We start from the raw sequence: 23,970 nt of genomic DNA on the forward strand, positions 1-23,970 counted from the left end.
ACTCGCCGCGTCGGCGCTTTCAATATCCAGGTCGTGACCGAGCGCTCTCGCGCCGGCGGTTATCAGGCGTGACGGGTAGTATCAACCAGTGCCATCTCTTCGCTGGTCAAAAGCTTGTCGATGTCCACCAGCACCAGCATGCGATCCTCGAGGCTGCCAAGCCCGCTCAAGAAATCCGAGGAGAGCGTGACGCCGAACTCCGGTGCCGGCTTGATCTGATCCGGCGTCAGCGTCATCACGTCCGACACGCCGTCCACCACGATGCCCACCACGCGATCGGCCACGTTGACGACGATGACCACCGTCTGGCCGCCGTACTCGACGTTATCGAGATGAAACTTGATGCGCAGATCGACGATCGGCACGATCACACCGCGCAAATTGGTCACGCCCTTGATGAAGTCCGGCGCGTTGGCGATGCGGGTGACGTTTTCGTAACCGCGGATCTCCTGAACCTTCAGGATGTCGATGGCGTACTCTTCCTCGCCTAGCGAGAACACCAGAAATTCGCTGTTGTCCGCTTCGGCGGCGGCCAGCACCGCATCACTATTGGCTTGGGTCATGACAGTTCGATCTCCTTGTCATACGAGAGGTGTTGGGCGTAAGCGGGCTTTCCCGCTTCCTTTTTGGCGCGGCTCAGGCGATGCAGCCCGGTAATGTCCAGAATCAGCGCGACGCTTCCGTCGCCCAGAATCGTGGCAGCGGAAACGCCTGGCACCTTGCGGTAGTTGTCTTCCAGGTTCTTGACCACCACCTGCTGCTGACCGACCAGCTCGTCGACCAGCAGCGCATAGCGCCGGCCTTCGCCCTGTACGATCACGGCGATACTGCGGGTCGGGTCAGTGATGGCGTCCGCCACGTCGAGCGCTTCGTGAATGGCGATCACCGGCAGATACTCGTCGCGCACCTTGAGCACGACATCGTCACCGGCCATGGCGTACATGTCGCCTTTCGCGGGCTGAAGCGACTCGAGCACCGTGGAAAGCGGCAGAATGAAGGTTTCGCTGCCCACCTTGATCGACATACCATCGAGAATCGCCAGCGTCAGCGGCAGCACGATCCGCGTATTGGTGCCCTCACCCAGCTTCGACTGGATCTCGACGCGCCCGCCCATGCCCTGAATGTTGCGCTTGACCACGTCCATGCCGACGCCGCGCCCGGAGACATCGGTCACCTCGGCGGCAGTGGAGAAGCCCGGCGCGAAAATGAGCTGATACACCTCTTCATCCGACATGGTGTCGGAGACGTTCAGGCCGTTTTCCCGCGCCTTGGCGAGCAGGCGCTCGCGGTCCATGCCGGCACCGTCGTCCTTCACTTCGATCAAAATGTTGCCACCCTGGTGACGCGCGGCCAGCGTCAGCTTGCCCTGGCGGGGTTTGCCCAGCGCTTCACGTTTGTCGGGCATCTCGATCCCGTGATCGAGGCTGTTGCGCACCAGGTGGGTCAGCGGGTCGGTGATCCGCTCGACCAGGCTCTTGTCGAGCTCGGTGGATTTGCCTTCGGTGATCAGCTCGATCTCTTTACCCAGCTTGCCGGCGGTGTCGCGCACCACGCGCGGGAAACGGCTAAAGACGAACTCCATGGGAATCATGCGGATCGACATCACCGCTTCCTGCAGGTCGCGGGCGTTGCGCTGCAGAAGACTCATGCCGTTTTGCAGCGAGCCGCTTGACGCCGACTGGTCGCTTAAATCGCTCACCGTTTGATCGAGCATGGACTGGGTGATGATCAGCTCGCCCACCAGGTTGATGATCTGGTCGACCTTGTCTACCGACACGCGAATCGAGCTCGACTCCGACGCGCTTTTCTTGCCGCCTTTCTCACCGCCTTTTTCGCCGGCGCTTTTCGGCGTATTCGGCTTACTGGCGGCGGGAGCTGGCGCAGCTGCGGGCTTTTCAGTCGGCGCCGACGGCTTGGGTGCCGGGGTGGCGGCGCTGTCCGGGGAGGCGGCACTGGAGGGAGCGGCGCTGATGCTGATTTGCTCGGGCTCGATGATGAAGCACATCACCGCCTCGATGTCGTCGGCGCTGACGCTTGCCGTCATCACGACCTCGAAGCGCTGCTCATCGCCAGACTGGCTTTTGATCTCACCGAGCTGCTCGAGCTCTTCGACCAGCAGCGTGCGATCCTTCTCCTTGACGTTCAAAAGCGCGACGAGAAGCTGGCCGCTTGCGGCCGGCTCGCTCGGCGCCTGCACGGGTTCAGTCGCGGGTTCGGGGGCGACGACCGGCGCAACCGCCAGCGGCTCGCCCATCTCTTCGAGCGCGATTTGCTGAAGCGTTTGGCAAATACGCTCGAAAGCCTGCTGATCGGGTTCTGACTCGCTGCGGTAGGCGTTGAGCTGTTCGTGCATGATGTCCTTGGCCTCTAAAAACGTATCCACGAGGTCGGCTCGCAGCGAAAGCTCGCCCTTGCGTGCAGAATCCAGCAGGTTTTCCAGCATGTGCGTGGTTTTCTGCAGCACGCTAAAGCCGAACGTGCCCGCCCCGCCCTTGATCGAGTGGGCGGCGCGAAAGATGGCGTTTAGCTGCTCGCTATCCGGATCATCGACATCCAGCTCCAGCAGGTGCTGTTCCATGTCCGCCAGGAGCTCTTCCGCCTCCTCGAAAAAGGTGTCAAAAAAATCCGCTATATCCATGCACTGCTCCACATTAGCGTCATAGTTGTTATGACAAGCCTTGCTTATTGGGCTGTATCGGCCTGCGGCAGATTTTCTAAAGTCTCTTCGAGGCTATTTTCGTTCGACACGGGCTCGCCCTGACTCAAAATGCTCGGATTGCGGATCGCCTCGGCGATTTCGGGCAGCAGCACGACCAGTTCGATCCGGCGGTTACGCGGGTCGACGGAGTCGGTATCCGGCAGCAGCACGCGGTCGGCAAAGCCGGAGACGCGCAGAAGCTGGTCCGGGTCGAGCCCTCCCGCGACGAGCTCGCGGCGCGAGGCGTTGGCACGGTCGTTGGAGAGCTCCCAGTTGCTGTAGCCACGATAGCCGCCGGCGTAGGGCACGCTGTCGGTATGGCCACTAATGCTGAGCTCGTTGGGTAATTCGTTCAAAAGCGGCGCCATGGTACGTAGAAGGCTTCGCATGTAGGAGGCGACCTGGTCGCTGCCGAGTTCGAACATCGGCCGCTGGTCGGTATCCAGAAGCTGAATACGCAGCCCCTCTCGGGTCAGGTCGAAGCGCATCTGGGAGCGCAGCTGACGAAGCTCCGGGTCCTGCTCGATGGCGCGCTCGATACGCGCCTGCAGGTCCTCGAAAAAGCGTCGCTCCTGCATGCTGGGGCGGGTGTGTTGGAGGGTATCGATACGCGCGCGTTCGCCGTCGGTATGGGTTGGGTCAGGGCCGCCGCCGGGAATGACGTTGGTGCTGCCGGAGCGATCGCCCCCGGTGATCGCGGTGGCCAGCGGCGCGCTAAAGTAGTCGGCTACCCCCTGGCGCTGCTCTTCACTGGCCACGCTCAAAATCCAGAGCACCAAAAAAAGCGCCATCAGCGCGGTCATGAAATCTGCCAAAGCGATTTTCCACGCACCGCCGTGGTGGGCGTGAACCACTTTTTTGCGCCGGATGACGATCGGGCGCTTGTCGGCCCCTTTACTCATGCAGCGCCACCCTTCTTGGCATCGCGGACGTACTCTTCAAGCTCGCTAAAGCTCGGGCGTTCGGCGGTGTGCAGCGCCTTGCGGCCAAACTCCACGGCCAACTGCGGTGCGTAGCCATGCAGGCTGGCCAACAGCGTTACGCGAATACACTGAAGCATCTTCTCGGCCTCGCGGGCCTGACGGTCGGCGTAGCTGGCGATCGGGCTAATGAAGCCGTAGCCCATCAAAATACCCAGAAAGGTACCGACCAGCGCGTGGGCGATCATTTCACCCATCTCGTCGGGGCTCGCATCGGCGTAGGTCAGCGCTTTGACCACGCCCATGACCGCGGCCACGATACCGAAGGCCGGCATGGCGTCGCCCACCTTGCTGATCGCATCGATCGGCACGTGCATTTCCTGCTCGAACACTTCGATTTCGTGCAGCATCAGCTCATCGATTTCCATGGGCTCCATGCCACCGCTGACCATCAGGCGCAGATAGTCGGTCAGAAAGTTCATGATATGCGGGTCGGCCAGCACCGTCGGATGTTCCTGAAACAGCGCACTCTCTGCGGGCGTGTCGATATCGCGCTCGATGCCGAGCATCCCTTCGCGACGAATCTTCGACAGAATCTTGAACTGCAGCGCCATGAGCTCCATGTAGAGCGCTTTGTCATACTTTTTGGCCCGCTTGAGCCGGGGCAGTATCTTGAACGTCGCCTTGATCGCTTTGCCGTTATTGGCCGCAATGAACGCGCCCACGCCAGCCCCCCCGATGATCAATAGCTCGAGAGGCTGATAGATCGGCCCAAGGCTTCCCCCCGCCAACATATACCCGCCGAATACCGACAGCAGTACCACCAGATAACCTAAGGCAATCAGCACGCGCACATTCCTTGCGATAACAGTGAGTAACTCGAGAAGCCAGCGTCGTCATCGATGATGAACGTAAGCGCTTCCCGCCTAAGCAACGCTTAGGGCTATCATACCCGGGCAATGGCGATTCTTAATGATAAAGTACCGCCGCCTTTTACCTTTATCCCAGGATTAAAACCGAATGGGCCGCGATAGCGGAAAACGTAAAAGGCGTGGTGGGCCGCTCAGGAGAGCGATTTTCGCGTCTTTCCGGCGCGTGAGGGCGGCTGGCAAATACCGCATACGTAGTCGCGAGTAGGGCTGTGAGCGTGGGCGACGAAATGGCCTTCGCAGCGAGTGCAGGGGGTAAGCTGTAAAAGATCGCTCTCGAAAAAACGTACCAACGTCCAGGCGCGGGTCAATCCCAACACCGGATCGACGTTTTCGATCTTGATCTGCTCTTCATAGATGCGGTATGCCTTAACGAAGGCATCGATGCGCTCGCAGTCAGTATTTTTTCTCAGGCTTTTATAGATGTTGTAGAAAAGCGACGAATGGACGTTGGGAAGCCAGGTGACGAACCAGTCCGTCGAAAAGGGCAGCATGCCCTTGGGCGGTGAAACACCCCGCACTTCCTTGTACAGTTTGATCAGTCGCGTGCGGCTGAGTTCGGTTTCCGTTTCCAGCACCTGCAGGCGGGCCCCGAGCTCGATGAGCTCGATCGCCAGCTGCACCTGGTGCATTTCATCGACCAGGCTTTTTTGGCTCACTCTTTTTCCCCCTCGGGTAGCGAATCGAACGGCTCGCTGGCCATCAGTAGCGACGCATGAAGCCCTGAAAGCCCTTGATCTCTGGGGTTTTCCATTACCTGACGCAGCTGGCCCGCGCTTATCTGGCTGAACCGGCACACCAATTGATTGGTACGCGCGAGTCTGGAGAGTTGCCGCGCGTTCATGGAGACGAGCAGATCGGCAAGCTCGTTATCTACCTTCAAACGCAGCATCGCCGCCTCACGATCTTCGCTCAAAAGCCTCTGGGCCAACAACAGATACGCGAGGTTAATTTCTTGTATTTCATCAAAGAAGCTTGTTTGACTCATAATGTTCCATCGAACGTCCAGGCGATAAAGAATTGTAATACTGACGTGAAAACATTGCGGATGTTTGACCATTATCATGGTTGCACACAACGTCGGTATTGGCTACTTGCGCCTTTCTATATGAGTCGGCTCATTCTCCGAGAGCTCGAATACCCATACCAGCAGTTCGGCGACCACTTGATACAGGCTAGCAGGAATTTCGCTGTCCAGGTTAAGTTGCATTAAAAGCGCGACGAGTTCGGGGGCGTCATGAACATAAATGCCCTGGCGCTCGGCCTCGGCCATGATCCGCTCGGCAAGCTCACCGTAGCCCTTGGCAACGACGCGCGGCGCCTGTTCGCCCTCCTGATAAGCCAGCGCAACCGCCTGACGGCGGCGCTCGTTCGAACCGTCCATCAGGCGTCGCCCGCCATTGCTTTAAGCGTTACGCGCACATGTTGGAAATCGAGCGCGCCAAGACGGGTACGGAGGTCCTCCACGGCAGGCGTCAGACGCTGATGAGTCTCCGCATTCTGGGCGGTCACATCGACCCCCAGCGTGGATTGAACGAGGGTGAGGGCGACGTCGAAGGCGCCGACCGCGGGGACATCGAGGTGCATTTGCGAATGCCACCGCTGATCGGCTTCCCCCTCTTCGCCGCCGGACTCCCCGAATTGGCCGCTACCGGGCAGCTTGATGACCAGCGCCATGAAGATGCCCGCCCAGACGTCCCCCTCCCAACGCAGAGCCGGCGTCGCCAGCATCTCCAGCTGCTGGCGTACCAGTGGCTGAAGACTTTCGTGAACGATCTCACGCTTGAACGTGGCGGCCGTATCGATATCGCGCAGCGCCTCGATGTCCTGCGGGGAGACGCCGTTTCCCCGTGCGCCCCCGGTGAGCGGGGCCGGCGTCGACGAGAGCGCGGTGGTCGGCCGCTCATAAACGCCGGGCTCACTGGTTGTCGCCGGGGCGCCGGACTGGACGGCGCCGGGCAGCGGCGCCATCGCCCCTGGCGTCAACGCCCCCTGTCGAGCCGGTGTTGCCAGCGGCGGCGCGGGGAGGAGTGACAGGCCGCTGGCCGCAGTGGGCGCCTGTACGAACAAAAGCGGTGTGTTGGGTAAAATGGCGCTGGAAGCAGAAGGCTGTGCGCCAGGGCCAGTAAAGGCCCCCATTGCTGGTGCCTGGCCGGCCGCCTGGGGCCTTGCAAGCTGCATCTGCGGCTCACGCATCAGCTGCAAACGGGGCACGTCGCCTTGAAACCAGCGCTTGAGATGCGCCTCGTAAAAAAGGCCGCTGTCGCGGATGCTGGCACTCAAGCGATTGGAGAGCGTATCGGCGCTAACCGGCTCACCGGGCTGCATCAAAGGGGCAGCTGGCCGCAGCGCGGCGGGCGAGGCGGGAAAACGCAGCAGCACGTCGGCGATACTGCGCGCGGCGGGGCTAAAATGCGTTTGTGTAGAGCCTGGCGGCGCGTCGCCGCGGGCATCAATCGCGCCGCGACCGCGCTGGTCGAGCGACGGCGGCAAGCGGCGCAGCTCGTCGATGAGCGGCTGTGCGGGAGGACGGCCATCCAGGCCTGCATCGCGCGAAAGCGCGCGGGGCCCATCGCCGTAAGTGACCGGCTGGACGGGCGCATTGATCGAACGCTGCAGCGATGACTCGCCCTGACGCCCCAACACCTGGTGCATCAGTGTGTCGATCAACGGCGTGATGCCGCTCACGGCGAGGGCTCATCCTGATAAGAGCCGCCTTGCTGAGGAGCGTAGGCGCGGTGCAGATCACGCTGTTTTTGCGACACGCCAATCAGCTTCCCGAGCTCGTCGCGCCGGGTGACCAGCCGCCGACGAATCTCGACATCGTGCTCGAGTATGCGCTCGAGAAGCTCGGCCTTGCGCGCCTTGCCGGTGTCGTCGAGCGTAACGCGTTCATCGAGCTCGCGCAGCTTGTCGACGAGCATGACGTAATGGGTACGCTCCTCGATAAGTTCCGCCCACTGCTCGCTGCTCGCCAGCACCTGCATTTGCGCGGCGCGGGTCAAAAGCTCGGTGTAGGTGTCGAGCAGAACTTGCTGGCTATCGTCGGATGCCGAATCGAAAGCAGACATGGGCGCCTCACGCACTTTGTTGTTGGCCGATTTCACGCCAGGCCGAGGCCACATCCTCTAGTAGGCGCTCCGCCTGGTTCAGGCTTTCTTCATCATTGCGCAAATTAGCGGTCAAAAGCAGCCGCGCAATGTAGTCGTAAAGCGACCCCAGTCGCTCGGCGATTTCGCCGCCCTTCTCCTGATCGAGCGCGGCGGCCAGGCCGTTATTGACGATATCCAGCGCTTTTGAAATCGCGCGGCCTTTTTCGTTCACGTTACCCGCCTGCATGTGAATGCGCGCGGCGCGAATCGAGGCCTGAGCGCCGTCGAACAGCATAACGATAAGCTGGTGGGGGTCGGCCGACATGACGCCACTCTCTACGCCGACGCGGGCGTAGGCATTCGCTCCCCGGCCGTAAGCGCTGGCGCTGCGAGAATATGTCATAAGTATGCTCCTGTATTGAAAAAATGCCCGCCGCCCGCGATCCGTTCGATGCTCTTGTAAAGGCTGTCGGGCCTATCCTTGTCTATCGGCGCCGCCAACGGCGACTTTAATCGTTAGCGTCCTTTTTAAACGCGAATGCGGCGCGTCAGGTAGACACCGCCAGCTCGCGTTTCGGCACGCCAAGGCGCTCGGTGACATCGCCGGAAACGCTGTACTTGAGCGTTCCTCTCAGCGGCGCGACGGCCTGCTCGGTCAGTACGACCTCGGCCGGCGCCCCCTCGCCGTCAAGACGAACGATCCAGCCAAGCTGTTCGCTCGAAAAACGCACCAGCGCGCCCACCGGCAGTGCCTTGAAATGGTCGATGTAGCGCTTGACCCAGCGCGCATCGAACTGCTCCGGGTGACTCAGCAGGTAGCGATAGATCTCCTGAGTCGTTTTGGCGGGCCGGTCGGGGCGGTCACGGCGCATCGCCTCCACCACGTCGATAATCGCACAGGCGCGCGCAAGCTCACCCAGCTCTGTGCCACCCAGCCGATCGGGGTAGCCACTGCCGTCCATACGCTCGTTGATACCCTTGATGACGGAGTGCGCCACGCTTTGGGAGAGCCACTGACAACTTTTGAGCCGCTCGAGCAAAAGCCCCGGGTGCTCACTCAGCGCCTCGAGGTGCGACGCCTCGAAGTGGGGCGCCGTATAGACCACCTGGGAGATCAGCGCCTTGCCAAGATCGTGCACCAGCGAGCTCGCCACCAATGCCTTGCGCACATCCGCCGGCAAATCGCCTCCGATCCAGTCGAGCAGGTGAATCGCCACCGCGATGCCGTGACGCACGAGTACCGGCTCGAGCGACAGGCAGCGAGAGGCGAACAAAAGCGCCTGTCGATCCTCTTCATGCAGACTTATGATGCGATCGGCGTTGAGCGATAGCTGACGCGAGTCGATATCACTGCCCTGAGTCAGCAGCAGAAGCTGGGCGTCCAGGTATGCCGCCACCTTGACCAGCCGCCGGGCAGCGGGCGTGGCGTAGTGCTTGAGATCACGCCGGCCGACCTGGTCCTGCTCGCTCTTGTCCATTCCCTCTGCGGTGAACAGCGGCGACGACTGGCGCGTGGCAACCTCGGATTCCTTGTCGTAGCGCGTCGCTTCGCGCTCGATTTCGCACACGAAATACCAGATCTTGCGTGACTGATCGACGGTATGATCGACCAGCTCGAAGCCCACGCGCAGCAGGTGGTGCTCGGCATCGGTTTGCTGGTGACGCGCTTCGGCGTCGACCGCGAAGTGCGTGCCGTCAGGAAAGGTGAACTCCAAACGCAGCGGCGAGCTGGACTGGGTTAAAAGGCCACTGGCGCTAAGCGGAAGCTCGACCTGGCAGCCGCTTTGTGACAAATCGCGAAGCTCACCTGAAACGTTATCGCCGCGCTCATCGATCACCCGTACCGCCACCGACATCCCCATACGCAGCTGCGCGCGAAACGATTCACGCCGCTGGAGCACCCAAAGCGCATCGGGATAGCTGCTGGTACAAAGAAAGCGCCCGCCGGAGTGGCGGGTCTCGATAAGCTTTAAGGGCGTGGTGCGAATGACCTTTCCCTGGGACTGCCCGCGCAGAAAAAAGGAGTCACCGTCCTGCAGTTGATGTAGAAGATGGCTCACTGCCGACAGGTCCATGACCAGCGCCTCGCCGGGATACTGCTCCATCAACACGATTGGCTCGGGGTCTGCCTCCGGCGTCGACAGACAGATCGACACACCTCCCGTTTCGATCATCGTATCCAGCAAAGCGCCCATCGCCGACTGATCGTCGACGCTTTCAAACCCGTCCTGCTCAACTTCCATTACCCACCTCGTCACGGTCGGCGCTAGCGGTTGGCGCCGGTCTCATTGCGGCTAGCATATCAAAGCTAATCAAGCGCTATTGCCTTATATGGCGCAGCGCTCATGGCTATTTTGGGCATTCAAGCAACGGCTAAGGTTAATCGTCTGAGGGCGCTAAAGTGATGCAATACATGGCCGATAGCTACTATCGAGGCCCGTGCGTATATGCCTGGGCTTCGGCTAGACGAAAGCGGACTTTTTAGCGCTTGGCAGCCCAACAAAAGGATCTACGTATGGACTCTTTACCACTGGATAGTTCCCTGATTGCCTCCAATAACGCCGCGACACCTTACACCCCACTCCCGCCACGTCAGCAGATCGTGGAAGGGCTCTCAAGAGCATCCGCCGTAAGCTCGCCGCCTTCCCGCGAAGAAATCGAGGAGCCGATGGCGCGGATCAACGAAATGCTGCGCCAACGCGGGCTGGAATTCGAGCTTAGCGAAGAGCCAACGCGGCTGATTACGAGAGTGATCGATCGAGAAACAGGGGATGTGATTCGCCAGATTCCCAACGAGGAAGTGCTGGCCGTATTTAGGCACATCGAGGAGATGCAGGGCGGGTTGATTTCGCTTGAGGCGTAAATCCAGGCTCAGAGAAAGAACAGCCGAACGGGCGATAAAACCAGCAACTGGCGCTTGATCAAGCCATTTGCATCGGCCTGCGCGGCTGTATTTAAAGCTGTAGTGAAAACAGGGCCAAAAAGGTGGCTATCCTGGCTGCACTATACCTGCATGTTCATGACATCGCGGTAGGCGCTGACCATGCGATTGCGCACCTGCATCCCCATTTGAAAGGCCACACTCGCCTTTTGCATATCGACCATGACGTCGTTAAGCTCGAGATTCGGTTCGCCGGCCTGAAATGCCATCGCCTTTGAGTTGGCGCTTTGCTGTAACTCATTGATACGCCGAATCGACGCCTGCAGCTCGCTACCGAAACCGCTTTGGCCGACGCCGTTGGCTCCCAGAGCCGCTGAATCGTTTTTCAAGGGCGCTGCGGCTTGCGAGGCCAGCCCTTGCATCTGCTGTAGCGCCGACTGAATGGCAGGTGAGCTCATACGCATACCTCATTGAGAAGTCGGTTAAAGTAATACCGACACCCTACCACCGGCAGTAAATCCCTCATACGAACAAATAAGTAATAAAAGCTGAGCTTTTCCTTCGTTCATGCTCGACCCGCCTAAGCATAATGGCGCACATCAAAGTTCCGCATCATTTCATCGATTTGGACGTCTGTTCACGACTCACCGCGATTGACGGATATTGCCCATGCCTTCATTGATGATGCGCCCTGGCCGTGACCTGTTTTGCTCAGCCCCCTGGAGGCTTTCATGAGCGAAACCGGCGCTACGGCAGGCCGTCAAACCAGCTCTTCCCCCAACGCCGCTCGCGGTACGGCGGCAGAGAGTGCTAAAGACAACACCACGCTTTCGCGACTCAAGCAGCAAATGCGCGCAAGCCCCCTGGTGGTACTTCTCGTGGCCGGGGCGGCATCGATCGCCCTGGTCGCTGCGCTGTTCATGTGGGCGGGCAGCCCGGAATATCGGGTGCTTTACAGCAATCTCGACGAAGCCGACGGCGGACGCGTCATTGCCGAACTCGATAGCCGCGCGGTTCCTTACCGCTTCAGCGATAGCGGCCAGGCCCTGTTGGTACCCGCCGACCAGGTGCACATGCTGCGCCTTCAGCTGGCCGAACAGGGGCTTCCCCGCGGCGGCAACCTGGGCCTTGAGCTCATGGACAACCAGGCATTCGGCATCAGCCAGTTTGCCGAGCAGGTCAACTTTCAGCGTGGCCTGGAAGGCGAACTCGCTCGCTCCATCGAATCCCTGGGCCCGGTCGAGCGCGTGCGCGTGCACCTTTCCATGGCCAAACCTTCGGTGTTCATTCGCGATCGCGAGCCCGCCAAGGCATCGGTCGTGTTGACGCTGATGCCCGGCCGCGTGCTTGGCGAAGGCCAGGTCAGCGCCATCGTGCACATGGTCTCGAGCAGCGTACCCGAGCTCGCCGCCCAGGACGTGACCGTGGTCGACCAAAGCGGACGCCTGCTGTCCGCCCAGGTATCCCAGGGCAACGATCTGGACGGTTCCCAGCTTGAGTACATCGCCGAGGTCGAGCGCTCCTATCAACAGCGCATCGAAAATATCCTGACGCCCATTCTGGGCAGCGACAACGTGCGCGCCCAGGTCGCTGCACAGATCGACTTTTCACGCCGCGAGCAAACCTCGGAGCGCTACGGGCCGAACCAGCCACCCAACGAAGCCGCCGTCAGAAGCCGCCAGCTTAGCCTCTCCTTCGATGGCGAAAACCCGCTTGCCAACGGTATTCCCGGCGCGCTGAGCAACACCCCGCCGGGCGTGGCGGCCTCACTGATCAACCAGCCTGACGAAGGCGAAGAGGATGGCGGTGATGGCGAAGGCACCGAAGAAGAGCCGCCGCTCTCCAACCTGCGCCAGGACGATGTCGTCAACTATGAAGTGGATCGCAGCATCGAGCACGTTCAGCAGCGTTTGGGTCAGGTACAGCGTCTTTCCGCCGCGGTGGTGGTCGATTTCAAAAGCGTCGTGAACGGTGATGGTGAGACCGAGCAGGTCGCCCTGTCGCCGGACGAGGTCGCTCAGCTCGAGCGGCTGATCCAGCAGGCGATGGGCTTCTCAGAGGCGCGCGGCGACCAGATCGAAGTGGTCAATACGCCGTTTGTGCGCGCCGCCGGCGACGTCGAAGAGGATATCGCCTGGTGGCAGCGTCCCGAGACGCTGGCGCTGGCATCGACGCTGGGCCGCTACCTGATGGTGTTCATCGTCGCACTACTGCTCTATCTGCTGATTCTGCGTCCGCTGATCAAGCGCTACACCCAGGTGCCCGCCGCCGCGACTGGCGCGCAAAACGGTACCTTCCGCGCAAGCGTTGGAGACGACGACGAGAACGAAAGCGATGAAAACAGTGAAGCCTCGGGGGATAGCGACACCTATGGCGAGCGGCCCAAGCGCCAGCGCAAGACCTCGCTTTACGAGAACAATCTCAAGGATCTGCAGGACATGGCCAAGGACGACCCCCGTATGGTCGCCATGATTATTCGCAGCTGGATGAATGCCAATGAGTAGCGCCATCGCACAGATGAGCGGCGCCCGTAAAAGCGCCATCCTTCTCTTGACGCTGGACGAGGACAGCGCCGCCGAGGTGTTCAAATACCTGAACGCCGCGGAGGTACAGGCGATCAGTCTCGAGATGGCCAAGCTCGATCAAATATCGCACGAGGACATGAAGGCAGTACTCGATGCCTTCCACCGTGAAACCGAAGACTTCGTGGCGCTCAATTTGAACTCAAGCGACCACATCCGCTCGGTATTGACCAAGGCGCTGGGCAGCGAACGCGCGTCGAGTTTGATCGAGGACATCCTCGAGAGCACCGGCAGCAACTCCGGTATCGACTCGCTGAACCTGATGGAGGCCTCGATGGTCGCCGAGCTGATCCGCGACGAGCATCCGCAGATCATCGCCACCATCCTGATCCATCTGGAGCGCCACCAGGCCGCCAACATTCTCGAGTTGTTCGAAGAAAAGCTGCGCAACGACGTAGTGCTGCGTATCGCCACCTTCAGCGGCGTGCAGCCCGCCGCCCTTCAGGAGCTGACCGAAGTACTGACCAGCATGCTGGACGGCCAGAACCTCAAGCGCAGCAAGATGGGCGGCGTGAGAACTGCCGCCGAGATCCTCAACCTGATGAACTCCTCTCAGGAAGAGGGCGCCATCGATACCGTACGCGCCCACAACGAGGACCTGGCCCAGAAGATCATCGACGAAATGTTCCTGTTCGAGAACCTGCTCGACCTGGACAGCCGCGCGATCCAGATGGTCCTTCAGGAGGTCGAAACCAACTCGCTGGTCATCGCCCTCAAGGGCGCACCGGAGGCGCTGGTGGACAAGTTTTTGCGCAACATGTCTCAACGCGCCGCGGACCTGGTGCGCGAAGACATGGAAGCTCGTGGCCCGATCCGGGTCTCGCAGGTCGAAACCGAGCAGAAAGCCATTTTGCAGGTGGTGCGCCGCCTGGCCGACTCCGGCGAGATAGTCCTGGCCGGCGGAGACGACGAGTATGTCTAATTCGTCCACCAGCGAGTTCGATCGTCACGGCCAGTGGCAGCGCTGGCAGATGGATGAATTAAAGCACGACGCCTTTGGTGCCGATAATGAGAGCGGCGCGCCCAGCCCGCACCAGCGCCGAGTCGCCGCCGCACAAAAGGCCGCCGAGCAGGCGCGTCTGCGCGAGCAGCAAGAGCGCGACGAGCTCTTTGCGCGTGTGCGCCAGGACGCCGAGCAGCAGGGCTTTGACGCGGGACTGGCCAAGGGCCACGCGGAAGGTTTCGAGCAGGGCATGAAAGAGGCCCGCGAGCAAGCGCAAAAGACGCTGGACGAACAGATACATCAGGTCGTGGCGCCGATGGAGGCGCTGGCCAAACAGTTCGACAGCGCCCTTTCGCGTCTCGACGACACCATCGCCGACGACCTGGTCGAACTCGCCATGCTGGTCGGGCGCCAGCTCGCACTCGACACGCTCAATGATCGGCCCGAGCAGGTGCTCAAGCTGGTACGCGAGCTTTTGCATACCGAGCCGCCGCTCAACGGCCAGCAGCGGCTGTGGCTCAACCCGGAGGATCACGTATTGGTCGAAGAGCACCTGGGTAGTGAGCTGAGCGCGGCCAACTGGAAACTGCAGCCCGACGATCAGCTCGCCCGCGGCGGCTGCCGGGTAACCAGCGCCCAGGGCGAGCTCGACGCCACCTTCGAGAGTCGCTGGCAGGCCGTGACCGCGCAGATGCGCAAGCGCCACAAGCCCGACACCCCGAGTCAGGATAACGCATGAACAGCGCCTCGATGAGTCATACCCAGCGCTGGCGCAAGGCGCTCACCCGCACCGGCCAACGGGTGGGTCAGCTGCCCAACTACCGTCGCAGCGGCCGAGTCGTGCGCGCCACCGGTATGGTCATCGAGGTCGTGGGATTGCAGGTCGCCGTGGGCAGCGCCTGTCGAATCGAATTGCCGGGCGCCGACGGCCGCTTGGGCGAAAGCGCGCTTCACGCCGAGGCCGAAGTCGTCGGCTTTTCCGGCGACAAGCTCTTTTTGATGCCGTTGGAGCAGATCTCGGGGCTGATGCCCGGCGCGCGAGTATCGCCACTGTCCGACGGTGTCGGCCACAGTGCCCGGCGCTTTCCCATCGGCGAGGAGCTTCTAGGGCGCGTGCTCGACGGCAACGGCAACCCGCTGGATGATCGCGAAGGCACCGAGGAGGTGCCCCGGGCGACGCTTCATACTGCGCCGCTCAACCCGCTGTCACGGGCGCCGATCGACACACCGATCGACGTCGGCATTCGTGCGATCAACGCGCTGTTGAGCGTTGGCAAGGGGCAGCGCATGGGGCTGTTCGCCGGCTCTGGCGTGGGCAAGTCGGTGCTACTGGGCATGATGGCCCGCTACACCCAGGCCGACGTCATCGTGGTGGGCCTGATCGGCGAGCGCGGCCGTGAGGTACAGGATTTCATCGACAACATTCTGGGTCCGGAAGGTCGGCGCCGCTCGGTGGTCGTTGCAGCACCCGCGGACACCTCGCCGCTGCAGCGCTTGCAGGGGGCGGCTTACGCCACCCGTCTGGCCGAAGGCTTTCGCGACAGCGGGCGCAACGTGCTGCTGATCATGGATTCGCTGACGCGTTACGCCATGGCCCAGCGCGAGATTGCGCTGGCCATCGGCGAGCCGCCGGCGACCAAGGGCTATCCGCCGTCGGTGTTTGCCAAGCTACCCGGGCTTGTTGAGCGCGCCGGTAACGCCGAGCGTGGCGGCGGCTCGATCACGGCGTTCTACACGGTGCTGACCGAAGGCGACGATCAGCAGGACCCGATCGCCGACTCCGCCCGGGCGATTCTGGATGGCCATATCGTGCTGTCGAGAAGCCTGGCCGAAGCGGGCCACTACCCGGCGATCGATATCGAAGCATCGATCAGCCGGGCGATGAACGCGGTGGCGACCGACGAGCAGATCAGCCGCGCACGCACGTTCAAGCAACTGTTTTCACGCTATCAGCGCAACCGCGATTTGATCAGCGTGGGGGCCTACAGCCCCGGGCACGACCCTCGACTGGACGAGGCGGTGAATCTTTTTCCAGAACTGGAGCGTTTTTTGCAGCAGCGTATCGACGAACGCGCCACGCTTGAAGAGTCACGCCAAGCGCTGGCGCAGGTAGTAGGAGGCTAACATGCAGCATTCCCAGCTCGATATTCTCACGGATCTGGCGCGGGACGCCCGCGACCAGGCCGGTAAACTTCTGGCCGAAGAGCGCCAAAGCCAGCATCAGACCCAGGCCCAGCTCGACTCGCTCAGCCGCTACCGCGCCGAGTATGCCGAGCGATTGCAAAGTGCCATGCGCGACGGCATCGACCCGGCCACCATGTTCAACTACCAGCAGTTTCTGGCCTCGTTGGACGCCGCGCTCAGTCGCGCCCGCCAAGCGCTGACCGCACAGCAAAAACGCGTCCAGCAGAGTCAGCAGCACTGGCAGCAGGAGCAGCGCAAGCTCTCCTCATTTGATACCCTGGCCTCCAGGCGCTCGCTCGAAGAGCACCGCCGCCAGGAGCGCGCCGATCAAAAAGCCAACGACGAGTTCGTAACGTCCCAGACCGCACGACGCTCGCCGGACGGCGCTCAATAGACGTGCGCAGTGATCGTTCGCAGTAACCATTCGAAGTAACTGTTTGCAGTAACTATTTGCAGTAATACAGAGGAGTTAACCGTCATGACCATGTCGTTACTGCTTCAAACCACTCAGGGCCTGCGCGGCGCACTGTCTGCGCTGCCGGGCGCTGAAACGTCTCAAGGCCTCCCGGGCGCGTCGGAGGGCTTTCAGTCGGCACTGCGCCAGGCCTTCGATACCCGCACGGGTAGCGCCGCGGAACCTCTCGAGACGCCGACGAACGACGCGCTCGAGGCCTTTCGCGATGCGCTGGCCGCGCTCGGCGCCGATGTCGAAGCGCTCGACGACGCCGAGCTCGGCGCACTTTTCAGCGCCACCGAACAGGCGCTCTCCAGCGAGGCGCTTTCGCAGGGTGCTCGCATCGACATTTTTGCTCAGGTGCTCAGCGCCGCTGATGTGACCGCGCCGATACAGGGTAGCGACGCGGCACCGGTACAGAGCGCCGATATCGCGCCGGTTGAAAACCTCGACACGCTGAAGGCCGCCTTGAACGAAGCGTCTGCCGTTTTTGCGGCCCCGGCGAATACCGCACTACCGCTCGACGCGACGCAAAACGCCCAGCGCCAAGCATCTGCCGGCGCGCTGGACGAGGTTCAGACGCGCCTGGCGCTGGTGGCCGCGTTTACCGATACGCCCAAAACGGCCTTCCCGGCGGCCGGCCTGACCGAGACAGCGACCACCAGCGCGGCGCCGGCACTGAGCGACGCCGCTGCACGCGTGCTGAGCGCGGTCAACGCCCTGCAATCGGGTACTGACGCCAACACCAAATCCTGGACGGGGTCCACCGTCGATGCGCGCCCCGCCTGGAGCGGCCAGCCGCTGGCGTCGCTTTATAGCGCGGCAACCCCGCTGGACACGACCGCACTCGATGCCGACGCGGCATCGACAGCGGCATCGCTGCCCACTAGCGCCAGCGCTAGTGCGATGCAGGGCGCGCTTGCGTCAGCCGGCCCGACCGGCGGCGAACCGACGCTGACCGGCGCACCGCCCGCCCCGACGACCACCCCAAGCCCCGTGGCCGGCGCTATCGCCACGCCGGTGACCAGCCCCGCCTTTGCCGAAAAGCTTGGCCAGCAGCTCATTCAGTTGACCCAACGTGGCGGCGAGCAGCAGGTGAAGCTCGAACTGCATCCGGCGGAGCTTGGCCCACTGACGATTACGCTGAAGATGGGCGAGCAGCACACCCAGGCACAGTTCTTCTCCGCCCACGCTCAGGTGCGCCAGATCATCGAGCAGGCGATTCCCCAGCTGCGCGAGGCACTTGCCGAACAGGGTATCGCGCTGGGTAATACCTCGGTGGGCGAGCACGGCCAGTCAAAAGAGCAAGCCTTTGCCCAAGCGAACGGCACCGGTGCTCAAGCCGGCGGCGGTACGGCCGATGACGTGGGCGAGGGCCTCGAGAGCGGCGTGAGCGCGCCGGTGCGCCTCACGCTCGATGGACGGGTCGATCTTTACGCCTAGCGTTATAGGCCCAACCGTTTCAACCCAACGCCTTAAAAAGCTAAGCCAAAAGATAGGCTCACCAGATGAGCCTGTTCATTTATTAAGCGGCCTGCTCATTAGGCATAATGCATGGCATTCGTCATGCGTAAGGACCATGGGAACAGCAAATGGCAGAAGCAAGCGGTAGATCGAAAAAACTGCTTTATATCATGATCGTACTGGTCGCTTTGTCGGCGCTGGGTGCTGCAGCCGCGGTCTACATGGTGCTGGGCCACTCAAACGACGGTGAATCGGCTGAGGTGGAAACCGTCGCCGAGCCCGAGCCGCCGGTCTTTACGCGCATCGAGCCGTTCACCGTGAACCTGGCCGATGACCGCTATGGCTCGCGCCTTTTGTACACCGGTATTACGCTGCGCGTCGGCGGCGAGCAGAGCAAGGCGATCATCGAAGAGCACATGCCCCAGATTCGCAGCCGCCTTTTGATTCTGCTCTCCGGCAAGCAGGCCAGCGAGCTGACCTCGACCGAAGGAAAGGAAGCGCTCGCCCAGGCCATCATCACCCGGCTCAGCGTTCCACTCACTGAGAATCAGCCGCCGCTGGATCTTCAGGAAGTGCTGTTCACCGATTTCATCGTGCAATAACCTCGGGCGCGGGAGCCGTTCATGTCACAGGACGATCTACTGTCCCAGGAAGAAATCGATGCCTTGTTGAAAGGGGTCAGCGGAGACGATGAGCCCTCGAATGCCTCGTCGTCTGCCGCGACGGGCAATGAGCGTATTCGCCCGTACGACCCGGCGACTCAGCATCGGGTGATTCGCGAGCGCCTGCACGCGCTGGACTTTATCAATGAGCGTTTCGCCCGCTATTTTAGAAACGGGCTGTTCAACCTGATTCGCCGCAGCGCCGATATCACGGTGGAGTCGGTGCGCTACCAAAGCTTTAGCGAGTTTTCGCGCAACGTGCCGGTGCCCACCAACCTGAACATCGTCTCAATGAAGCCGCTGCGCGGCTCGGCGCTGGTGGTCTTTCCGCCCAACCTGGTGTTCATGGTGGTGGACAACCTGTTTGGCGGCGACGGGCGCTTCGTGACCAAATCCGATGGCCGCGAGTTCACCAACACCGAGCAGCGAATCATTCAGCGCCTGCTCAATTTGGCGATCGACGCCTACCAGGAGGCCTGGAAGGTGGTCTATCCGCTGGAGGTCAACTTTCTGCGCTCGGAAGTGCAGGCCAAGTTCGCCAACATCACCAACTCGCCCAACGAGATCGTGGTGAACACCAAGTTCAATATCGAGGTGGGCAACCTCTCCAGCAGTTTTCAGATCTGCATGCCCTACGCCATGATCGAGCCGCTACGGGATCTGCTCGCCAACCCGATCAACGACAGCAATCATGACCAGGACGGTACCTGGTCTCGGCGTATGGCCACCGAGCTTCGCCAGTCGGAAGTGGAGCTGATTGCCGAGTTTGCCCGAATTCCCAGCCGCATCGCGCAGGTCATGGGACTGAAAAAAGGCGACGTGCTGCCCATGGAGATCCCTTCCATCGTCACCGCCAGCGTCGACGGCGTGCCGGTCATGGAGTGCGAGTACGGCAGTCAGCAGCAGCATCGTGCGCTGCGTGTGCTCCACGTGATCGACCACGGCGCCATGAACAGCGCATCGTCCCCGGACTTCGTCAAGAGCCCGCCGCGACGCCAAGCCAAGGAACCCACGCATGACTGATCCTAAAAAGCCCGATCAATCCGTATCCGACGACGACTGGGCAAGCGCCATGTCGGAGCAGGACGCCGAAAGCGATACTGCCGGCGACGACGACCCCTGGGCGGCGGCCATGGCCGAACAGGAAGCCGCCGAGGCCGACGCCGACGAGCCGCCGGCGCCTGCGCCGCCGCCCGCCAAAGCGGCGAGTGAGGATATTTTCCGCCCGCTCAGCAGTGAAAGCGGTGGCAACGTTTCGCGCGATCTGGAAATGATCATGGACATTCCGGTCAAGCTCACCGTCGAGCTCGGCCGCGCCAAGCTGACCATCAAGCAGCTTCTGGAGCTTGCTCAAGGGTCGGTCATCGAGCTCGAAGGGCTTGCCGGAGAGCCGATGGATATTCTGATCAACGGCTATCTGATCGCTCAAGGTGAGGTCGTCGTGGTGGAAGATAAGTACGGTATCCGTATTACCGAAATCATCACGCCCTCCGAGCGCATCCATAAGCTCAACCGATGAGCGTCGCCGCCTCCACTCACCAGGCCGGCTCGATCGACGCGCTGGGCTCGGATGCCTTGATGGGCATGGCCACCCTGGGCAAGACCGCTGCGGCGCTGGCGCTGGTCATCGCCATCATTTTGCTCTGCACGGCGCTTTTAAAGCGCGTTCAGCAAAAACGCTTCGATAGCGGCGCGCGCCTCAAGGTGGTCGGCTCCACCGCGGTGGGCGCGCGCGAGCGTATCGTGGTGGTGGAGCTCGAAGATACCTGGCTGGTGGTGGGCGTGGGCGGCGGGCGAATCACCAAGCTGCACGAGCGAGCAGCCCCCATCGACCGCCCGACTCCCGAGGTAAGCGTTTCCACTGGCTTCTCGAAACGCCTGGCGAAGGCGCTGTCGAAACGCTCGCCCCCTACTTCCGAGCCTCCTTCATCGTCATGAGAAATGCCATGCCCTGCTATCGGCTCCCCTTTCGCGAGCGGCTGCCTTCGACACTTGTTCTACTGACGCTGCTGGCGCTGGCGCTTATCGCTCTCGGTGCGCCGGCCCAAGCGCAGCAGCTGCCACCCGGGCTTGTGTCGCAGCCGATGGAAGGCGGCGGCCAGCAGTGGTCGCTGTCGCTGCAAACGCTGTTACTGTTGAGCTCGCTGGCGTTTTTACCCGCGATGCTTTTGATGATGACCAGCTTTACGCGGATCATCATCGTGCTCAGCCTGTTGAGAACGGCCATGGGCACCCAAGCCACGCCGCCCAATCAGGTACTGCTGGGCATCGCGCTGTTCTTGACGTTCTTCATCATGTCACCGGTGATCTCCCAGGTCTACGAGACCGCCTGGCAGCCGCTATCGAGTGAGACGATCAACTTCGAGGAGTTTCTGGTACGCGCCCAGATCCCGTTTCGTGAGTTCATGCTGGCGCAAACCCGCGAGCCGGACCTGGCCATGTTCGCACGCCTGGCCGACGTCGGCCCCATGCAGGGCCCCGAGGATCTGCCGATGCGCGTGCTGCTGCCGTCGTTTGTCACCAGCGAGCTCAAGACCGCGTTTCAGATCGGTTTTACCATCTTCATTCCGTTTTTGATCATCGACCTGGTGGTCGCCAGCACGCTAATGGCACTGGGGATGATGATGGTGCCGCCGGTGACTATTTCTCTGCCCTTCAAGCTGATGCTGTTCGTGCTGGTCGACGGCTGGCAGCTTTTGATCGGCTCACTGGCCGAAAGCTTCTACATGCTATAGGCCGTCTGAGTAACCCTCGGCGACAGGAGCGATCATGACCCCCGAGACCGTAATGAGCATTGCCTACCAGGGCATGCGGCTGACCCTGTTCATGGGCGCGCCGGTACTGCTGGCCGCGCTATTCACCGGCCTGATCATCAGCCTGTTTCAGGCGGCGACCCAGATCAACGAGATGACGCTGACCTTCATTCCCAAGATTCTGGCGGTCTTCGCCGTGCTGGTACTCGCCGGCCCCTGGCTGATCGGCCTGATCACCGATTTCACCCACCGGCTATTCGTCAATATTCCGCAAATGGTGATGTAGCGTGGTCGAGGTCACCTTCGACCAGCTTCAAACCTGGCTGGTAGCGTTTTTCTGGCCCTTCGTGCGCATCACTGCTTTCATGGCGGTGGCACCGCTCTGGGGCCACTCGAGCATTCCCAATCAGGCTAAGGTGGGGCTAGCGGTTCTCATCGTGGTCGCCATTGCGCCGATTCTGCCCGTTATGCCAGCAGTCCCCATGCTCTCCTGGGCGAGCCTTGGCATCATGGTCGAACAGCTTCTGATCGGGCTGGCCATCGGGCTGGTCATGCATATCGTCTTTGCCGTGGTGCAGGCGGCGGGCGAGTTCATCGGCCTGCAGATGGGGCTTGCCTTCGCCAGTTTTTTCGACCCTTCCAGCGGCACCAATATCATGGTGCTCTCGCGCATTCTCTACATGATTACGCTGCTGATGTTTCTGGCGCTTAACGGCCATTTGATGGTGATGGAAACCCTGGTAATGAGCTTTCAGACCCTGCCGGTCGGGTTTGCCGGCATCAACCCCAACGCCTTCGAGCTGCTGGCCCGCTACGCTGGCACCATCTTCGCCTCCGGGCTGTTGCTGGCCCTGCCGCTGGTCGCTTCACTGCTCATCATTAGCCTGTCGCTGGGCATTCTGAATCGCTCCGCACCCCAGCTCACCGTGTTCAACATCGGCTTTCCTGCCTCGCTGACCGTAGGGCTGGTACTGTTGATGGTGCTGGTCACCGATATCGGGCGCTTCCTGCAGCCGCTTTTCAGCCAGGGGCTGGCCTTTATGCAGAGCCTGATCGAAACGATGGCGGATAACTGAGTTCGCCATAAAAAAAGCCACCGCGAACGGTGGCCAAATGGTAATGCAAAAGATGGTGTTGGACGGCTTACATATAGTTGAACAGCGACATGCCGCCCATATCGACAAAGGTACGCTGAGAGGCCTGCAGACCGACCTGACGCAGGCTGTACTCCGAGATCGCCTCAACGTAGTCCAGGTCCACGAGATCAGACATCGTTTGGGTATAGCTCATCATACGGTTGCTGGCGATGGAGTCGATCACATCCAGCTCGTTGAGCCTGGCGCCAGCCGAGGCGCGCACGGTCAGTACGTTGTCCAGCGCGTTGTCCAAGTCGCGCATGGCGGTATTCAACGTGTTGCGAAAATCGGCTTTTTCGACGTTGGTCGTCGCTGGATTTTCGAGCACACGAATGGCCTCTTCCATGGCCTTGAATAGATCGGGCTCGCGCTGACCGTTTTTGGCCTGACTGATGTTGACTTCATCAGCCGCCTCGGAGGCGCCGCTTAACGATACGCTAAGCCCGCCGAACACGAGGCGTTGAGGCGCGTCACCGCCGGTATAGGCGATGTCCGTCATATCCGGGACCGGCTGCCAGCCGTCGTCCTGGGTCAGGCGCTGCACGCTTAGCGTGGGCGTATCGGCGTCACCACCAAACGTGATTCGATAATCGTCACCATAGCCTTCGCCGTTGACATCACTCACCTGCGGGCCACCAAGGATCACGCTACCGGCGTTACGAGCACCGTCCGAACGCACTGCTTCACCAATATAGCCTGCGCCACTGGGGACCTTCTGAAAAATCGAGCGGCCGCTTTCGGCCACCGGCATGTTGCGAGCACTATCGATACGCTGCTCGCGCACGATGTCACTGCCGTTGTATTTCATGGCGCCCTGGTCGTTGGCAACATAGGGCGGCGCGTTATCGATTTGGCCACCGAAGAGATAGCGGCCGTTGCCGTCGGCGGTGTTGGCCTGACCGATCAGCGTCTGGTAGACACCTTTTAACTCACTGGCGATCGACTCGCGATCGGCGTTGCTGAGCGTATCGCTGGAGGCCTGGATCAGCAGTGTCTTGGCGCTGGTGATCGAGTCGCTAACGCTGTTCAGTACGCTTTCGCTTTGAGCAAGCGATGTACGTGCCGAGACACGCGAGTTACCGTACTGCTCGGTCATCGCCATGGACTGGGACACCCCTACCGCCTGCGAGGCCGCCTGCGGGTTGTCCGAAGGATTCACCACCTTGCGCCCGCTGGAGAGCTGCTGGCCAATCCTTAAAAAGTCACCCTGCTGGCGGTTAATGGACGCAGAGCTTTGCTCGTACATGGTAACGCTGCTGATACGCATGGTAG

The 23,970-nt window shown here is 61.3% G+C and carries 27 protein-coding genes; 14 read left to right on the top strand and 13 right to left on the bottom strand.

All coding sequences use genetic code 11. From position 1 onward, the window contains the following. Nucleotides 1-62: 62 nt before the first annotated feature. The 11 genes from cheW to RN347_RS16410 form a co-directional block, all read right to left on the bottom strand. A complete protein-coding gene (cheW, locus tag RN347_RS16360; RefSeq protein WP_263585790.1) occupies nt 63-563 on the bottom strand; it encodes a chemotaxis protein CheW in 501 nt (166 codons plus the stop codon). Next, entirely contained in the window at nt 560-2,638 is a 2,079-nt protein-coding gene (gene cheA, locus RN347_RS16365; protein WP_311958941.1) for a chemotaxis protein CheA, read from the bottom strand. Before cheA ends, cheW begins: the two co-directional genes overlap by 4 nt. Nucleotides 2,639-2,682: 44 nt before the next feature. Next, a complete protein-coding gene (motB, locus tag RN347_RS16370) occupies nt 2,683-3,600 on the bottom strand; it encodes a flagellar motor protein MotB (RefSeq protein ID WP_263585788.1) in 918 nt (305 codons plus the stop codon). Beyond that, nucleotides 3,597-4,466: a flagellar motor stator protein MotA gene (gene motA, locus RN347_RS16375; protein ID WP_263585787.1), complete on the bottom strand. Its 870-nt coding sequence runs from the start codon at nt 4,464-4,466 to the stop codon at nt 3,597-3,599. Before motA ends, motB begins: the two co-directional genes overlap by 4 nt. Nucleotides 4,467-4,681: 215 nt before the next feature. Beyond that, the gene (flhC, locus tag RN347_RS16380; RefSeq protein ID WP_263585786.1) at nt 4,682-5,206 is read right to left on the bottom strand and encodes a flagellar transcriptional regulator FlhC; all 525 of its coding nucleotides are present in this window, start codon (nt 5,204-5,206) and stop codon (nt 4,682-4,684) included. Continuing rightward, complete coding sequence (flhD, locus tag RN347_RS16385) at nt 5,203-5,535, bottom strand: flagellar transcriptional regulator FlhD (RefSeq protein WP_263587271.1); 333 nt, start codon at nt 5,533-5,535, stop codon at nt 5,203-5,205. The genes flhC and flhD overlap by 4 nt, the downstream gene beginning before the upstream one ends. 102 nt (nt 5,536-5,637) lie before the next feature. Then, nucleotides 5,638-5,931 (bottom strand): EscU/YscU/HrcU family type III secretion system export apparatus switch protein, encoded by a 294-nt coding sequence (locus RN347_RS16390; protein WP_263585785.1) that lies wholly within the window; start codon nt 5,929-5,931, stop codon nt 5,638-5,640. Next, complete coding sequence (locus tag RN347_RS16395) at nt 5,931-7,235, bottom strand: flagellar hook-length control protein FliK (protein ID WP_311958942.1); 1,305 nt, start codon at nt 7,233-7,235, stop codon at nt 5,931-5,933. Before RN347_RS16395 ends, RN347_RS16390 begins: the two co-directional genes overlap by 1 nt. Beyond that, entirely contained in the window at nt 7,232-7,618 is a 387-nt protein-coding gene (gene fliT, locus RN347_RS16400) for a flagellar protein FliT (RefSeq protein WP_311958943.1), read from the bottom strand. The genes RN347_RS16395 and fliT overlap by 4 nt, the downstream gene beginning before the upstream one ends. Before the next feature lie 7 nt (nt 7,619-7,625). Then, nucleotides 7,626-8,042 (bottom strand): flagellar export chaperone FliS, encoded by a 417-nt coding sequence (gene fliS / locus RN347_RS16405; RefSeq protein ID WP_263585782.1) that lies wholly within the window; start codon nt 8,040-8,042, stop codon nt 7,626-7,628. A gap of 145 nt (nt 8,043-8,187) precedes the next feature. Continuing rightward, entirely contained in the window at nt 8,188-9,882 is a 1,695-nt protein-coding gene (locus RN347_RS16410) for a PilZ domain-containing protein (RefSeq protein WP_311958944.1), read from the bottom strand. 272 nt (nt 9,883-10,154) lie between these two features. On the opposite strand from RN347_RS16410, the gene RN347_RS16415 reads away from it, so the two are divergent. Next, the gene (locus RN347_RS16415; protein ID WP_311958945.1) at nt 10,155-10,502 is read left to right on the top strand and encodes a flagellar protein FlaG; all 348 of its coding nucleotides are present in this window, start codon (nt 10,155-10,157) and stop codon (nt 10,500-10,502) included. A 140-nt stretch (nt 10,503-10,642) separates the two neighbouring features. On the opposite strand, the gene fliE is transcribed toward RN347_RS16415, so the two are convergent. Next, on the bottom strand, nt 10,643-10,978 hold the full coding sequence (gene fliE, locus RN347_RS16420) for a flagellar hook-basal body complex protein FliE (RefSeq protein ID WP_263585779.1): 336 nt from the start codon (nt 10,976-10,978) through the stop codon (nt 10,643-10,645). Between the two features lie 273 nt (nt 10,979-11,251). Between fliE and fliF the strand changes: the two genes are divergently transcribed. From fliF to fliR, 13 genes are all read left to right on the top strand, one after another. Beyond that, complete coding sequence (gene fliF / locus RN347_RS16425; protein WP_263585778.1) at nt 11,252-13,024, top strand: flagellar basal-body MS-ring/collar protein FliF; 1,773 nt, start codon at nt 11,252-11,254, stop codon at nt 13,022-13,024. Continuing rightward, entirely contained in the window at nt 13,017-14,024 is a 1,008-nt protein-coding gene (fliG, locus tag RN347_RS16430; RefSeq protein WP_263585777.1) for a flagellar motor switch protein FliG, read from the top strand. Before fliF ends, fliG begins: the two co-directional genes overlap by 8 nt. Then, nucleotides 14,017-14,784: a flagellar assembly protein FliH gene (locus tag RN347_RS16435; protein ID WP_311958946.1), complete on the top strand. Its 768-nt coding sequence runs from the start codon at nt 14,017-14,019 to the stop codon at nt 14,782-14,784. Before fliG ends, RN347_RS16435 begins: the two co-directional genes overlap by 8 nt. Then, complete coding sequence (gene fliI, locus RN347_RS16440) at nt 14,781-16,169, top strand: flagellar protein export ATPase FliI (RefSeq protein WP_311958947.1); 1,389 nt, start codon at nt 14,781-14,783, stop codon at nt 16,167-16,169. Before RN347_RS16435 ends, fliI begins: the two co-directional genes overlap by 4 nt. Before the next feature lies 1 nt (nt 16,170). Beyond that, complete coding sequence (gene fliJ, locus RN347_RS16445) at nt 16,171-16,623, top strand: flagellar export protein FliJ (protein ID WP_263585775.1); 453 nt, start codon at nt 16,171-16,173, stop codon at nt 16,621-16,623. An 84-nt stretch (nt 16,624-16,707) separates the two neighbouring features. Next, nucleotides 16,708-18,126, top strand: coding sequence for a flagellar hook-length control protein FliK (locus RN347_RS16450; protein ID WP_311958948.1), 1,419 nt, complete (start codon nt 16,708-16,710; stop codon nt 18,124-18,126). A gap of 149 nt (nt 18,127-18,275) precedes the next feature. Then, nucleotides 18,276-18,749, top strand: a complete 474-nt coding sequence (gene fliL, locus RN347_RS16455) for a flagellar basal body-associated protein FliL (protein WP_263585773.1) — start codon at nt 18,276-18,278, stop codon at nt 18,747-18,749. Nucleotides 18,750-18,770: 21 nt separating this feature from the next. Then, on the top strand, nt 18,771-19,832 hold the full coding sequence (fliM, locus tag RN347_RS16460; RefSeq protein WP_263585772.1) for a flagellar motor switch protein FliM: 1,062 nt from the start codon (nt 18,771-18,773) through the stop codon (nt 19,830-19,832). After that, on the top strand, nt 19,825-20,328 hold the full coding sequence (gene fliN / locus RN347_RS16465; RefSeq protein WP_263585771.1) for a flagellar motor switch protein FliN: 504 nt from the start codon (nt 19,825-19,827) through the stop codon (nt 20,326-20,328). Before fliM ends, fliN begins: the two co-directional genes overlap by 8 nt. Next, nucleotides 20,325-20,747: a flagellar biosynthetic protein FliO gene (gene fliO / locus RN347_RS16470; RefSeq protein ID WP_311958949.1), complete on the top strand. Its 423-nt coding sequence runs from the start codon at nt 20,325-20,327 to the stop codon at nt 20,745-20,747. Before fliN ends, fliO begins: the two co-directional genes overlap by 4 nt. Nucleotides 20,748-20,755: 8 nt before the next feature. Further along, complete coding sequence (gene fliP, locus RN347_RS16475) at nt 20,756-21,544, top strand: flagellar type III secretion system pore protein FliP (protein WP_409365763.1); 789 nt, start codon at nt 20,756-20,758, stop codon at nt 21,542-21,544. Nucleotides 21,545-21,578: 34 nt separating this feature from the next. Then, nucleotides 21,579-21,848, top strand: coding sequence for a flagellar biosynthesis protein FliQ (fliQ, locus tag RN347_RS16480; protein ID WP_263585768.1), 270 nt, complete (start codon nt 21,579-21,581; stop codon nt 21,846-21,848). Between the two features lies 1 nt (nt 21,849). Further along, nucleotides 21,850-22,638 carry a flagellar biosynthetic protein FliR gene (fliR, locus tag RN347_RS16485; RefSeq protein WP_311958951.1) on the top strand — a complete coding sequence of 263 codons (789 nt, stop codon included), beginning with the start codon at nt 21,850-21,852 and terminating at the stop codon, nt 22,636-22,638. A 67-nt stretch (nt 22,639-22,705) separates the two neighbouring features. Here the strand turns inward: fliR and flgL are convergent, their stop codons facing one another. Then, nucleotides 22,706-23,965: a flagellar hook-associated protein FlgL gene (gene flgL / locus RN347_RS16490; RefSeq protein ID WP_263585766.1), complete on the bottom strand. Its 1,260-nt coding sequence runs from the start codon at nt 23,963-23,965 to the stop codon at nt 22,706-22,708. Nucleotides 23,966-23,970: the final 5 nt, after the last annotated feature.

The organism is Halomonas sp. PAMB 3264 (assembly GCF_031954245.1).
GTDB lineage: Bacteria > Pseudomonadota > Gammaproteobacteria > Pseudomonadales > Halomonadaceae > Vreelandella.

Bases quoted from the DNA above. Each gene is read 5' to 3' on its own strand.
- cheW (WP_263585790.1), bottom strand. From the start codon at position 563: ATGACCCAAGCCAATAGTGATGCGGTGCTGGCCGCCGCCGAAGCGGAC.
- cheA (WP_311958941.1), bottom strand. From the start codon at position 2,638: ATGGATATAGCGGATTTTTTTGACACCTTTTTCGAGGAGGCGGAAGAG.
- motB (WP_263585788.1), bottom strand. From the start codon at position 3,600: ATGAGTAAAGGGGCCGACAAGCGCCCGATCGTCATCCGGCGCAAAAAA.
- flhD (WP_263587271.1), bottom strand. From the start codon at position 5,535: ATGAGTCAAACAAGCTTCTTTGATGAAATACAAGAAATTAACCTCGCG.
- RN347_RS16390 (WP_263585785.1), bottom strand. From the start codon at position 5,931: ATGGACGGTTCGAACGAGCGCCGCCGTCAGGCGGTTGCGCTGGCTTAT.
- fliT (WP_311958943.1), bottom strand. From the start codon at position 7,618: ATGTCTGCTTTCGATTCGGCATCCGACGATAGCCAGCAAGTTCTGCTC.
- fliS (WP_263585782.1), bottom strand. From the start codon at position 8,042: ATGACATATTCTCGCAGCGCCAGCGCTTACGGCCGGGGAGCGAATGCC.
- RN347_RS16410 (WP_311958944.1), bottom strand. From the start codon at position 9,882: ATGGAAGTTGAGCAGGACGGGTTTGAAAGCGTCGACGATCAGTCGGCG.
- RN347_RS16415 (WP_311958945.1), top strand. From the start codon at position 10,155: ATGGACTCTTTACCACTGGATAGTTCCCTGATTGCCTCCAATAACGCC.
- fliE (WP_263585779.1), bottom strand. From the start codon at position 10,978: ATGAGCTCACCTGCCATTCAGTCGGCGCTACAGCAGATGCAAGGGCTG.
- fliF (WP_263585778.1), top strand. From the start codon at position 11,252: ATGAGCGAAACCGGCGCTACGGCAGGCCGTCAAACCAGCTCTTCCCCC.
- fliG (WP_263585777.1), top strand. From the start codon at position 13,017: ATGAGTAGCGCCATCGCACAGATGAGCGGCGCCCGTAAAAGCGCCATC.
- RN347_RS16435 (WP_311958946.1), top strand. From the start codon at position 14,017: ATGTCTAATTCGTCCACCAGCGAGTTCGATCGTCACGGCCAGTGGCAG.
- fliI (WP_311958947.1), top strand. From the start codon at position 14,781: ATGAACAGCGCCTCGATGAGTCATACCCAGCGCTGGCGCAAGGCGCTC.
- fliJ (WP_263585775.1), top strand. From the start codon at position 16,171: ATGCAGCATTCCCAGCTCGATATTCTCACGGATCTGGCGCGGGACGCC.
- RN347_RS16450 (WP_311958948.1), top strand. From the start codon at position 16,708: ATGACCATGTCGTTACTGCTTCAAACCACTCAGGGCCTGCGCGGCGCA.
- fliL (WP_263585773.1), top strand. From the start codon at position 18,276: ATGGCAGAAGCAAGCGGTAGATCGAAAAAACTGCTTTATATCATGATC.
- fliM (WP_263585772.1), top strand. From the start codon at position 18,771: ATGTCACAGGACGATCTACTGTCCCAGGAAGAAATCGATGCCTTGTTG.
- fliN (WP_263585771.1), top strand. From the start codon at position 19,825: ATGACTGATCCTAAAAAGCCCGATCAATCCGTATCCGACGACGACTGG.
- fliO (WP_311958949.1), top strand. From the start codon at position 20,325: ATGAGCGTCGCCGCCTCCACTCACCAGGCCGGCTCGATCGACGCGCTG.
- fliP (WP_409365763.1), top strand. From the start codon at position 20,756: ATGCCCTGCTATCGGCTCCCCTTTCGCGAGCGGCTGCCTTCGACACTT.
- fliQ (WP_263585768.1), top strand. From the start codon at position 21,579: ATGACCCCCGAGACCGTAATGAGCATTGCCTACCAGGGCATGCGGCTG.
- flgL (WP_263585766.1), bottom strand. From the start codon at position 23,965: ATGCGTATCAGCAGCGTTACCATGTACGAGCAAAGCTCTGCGTCCATT.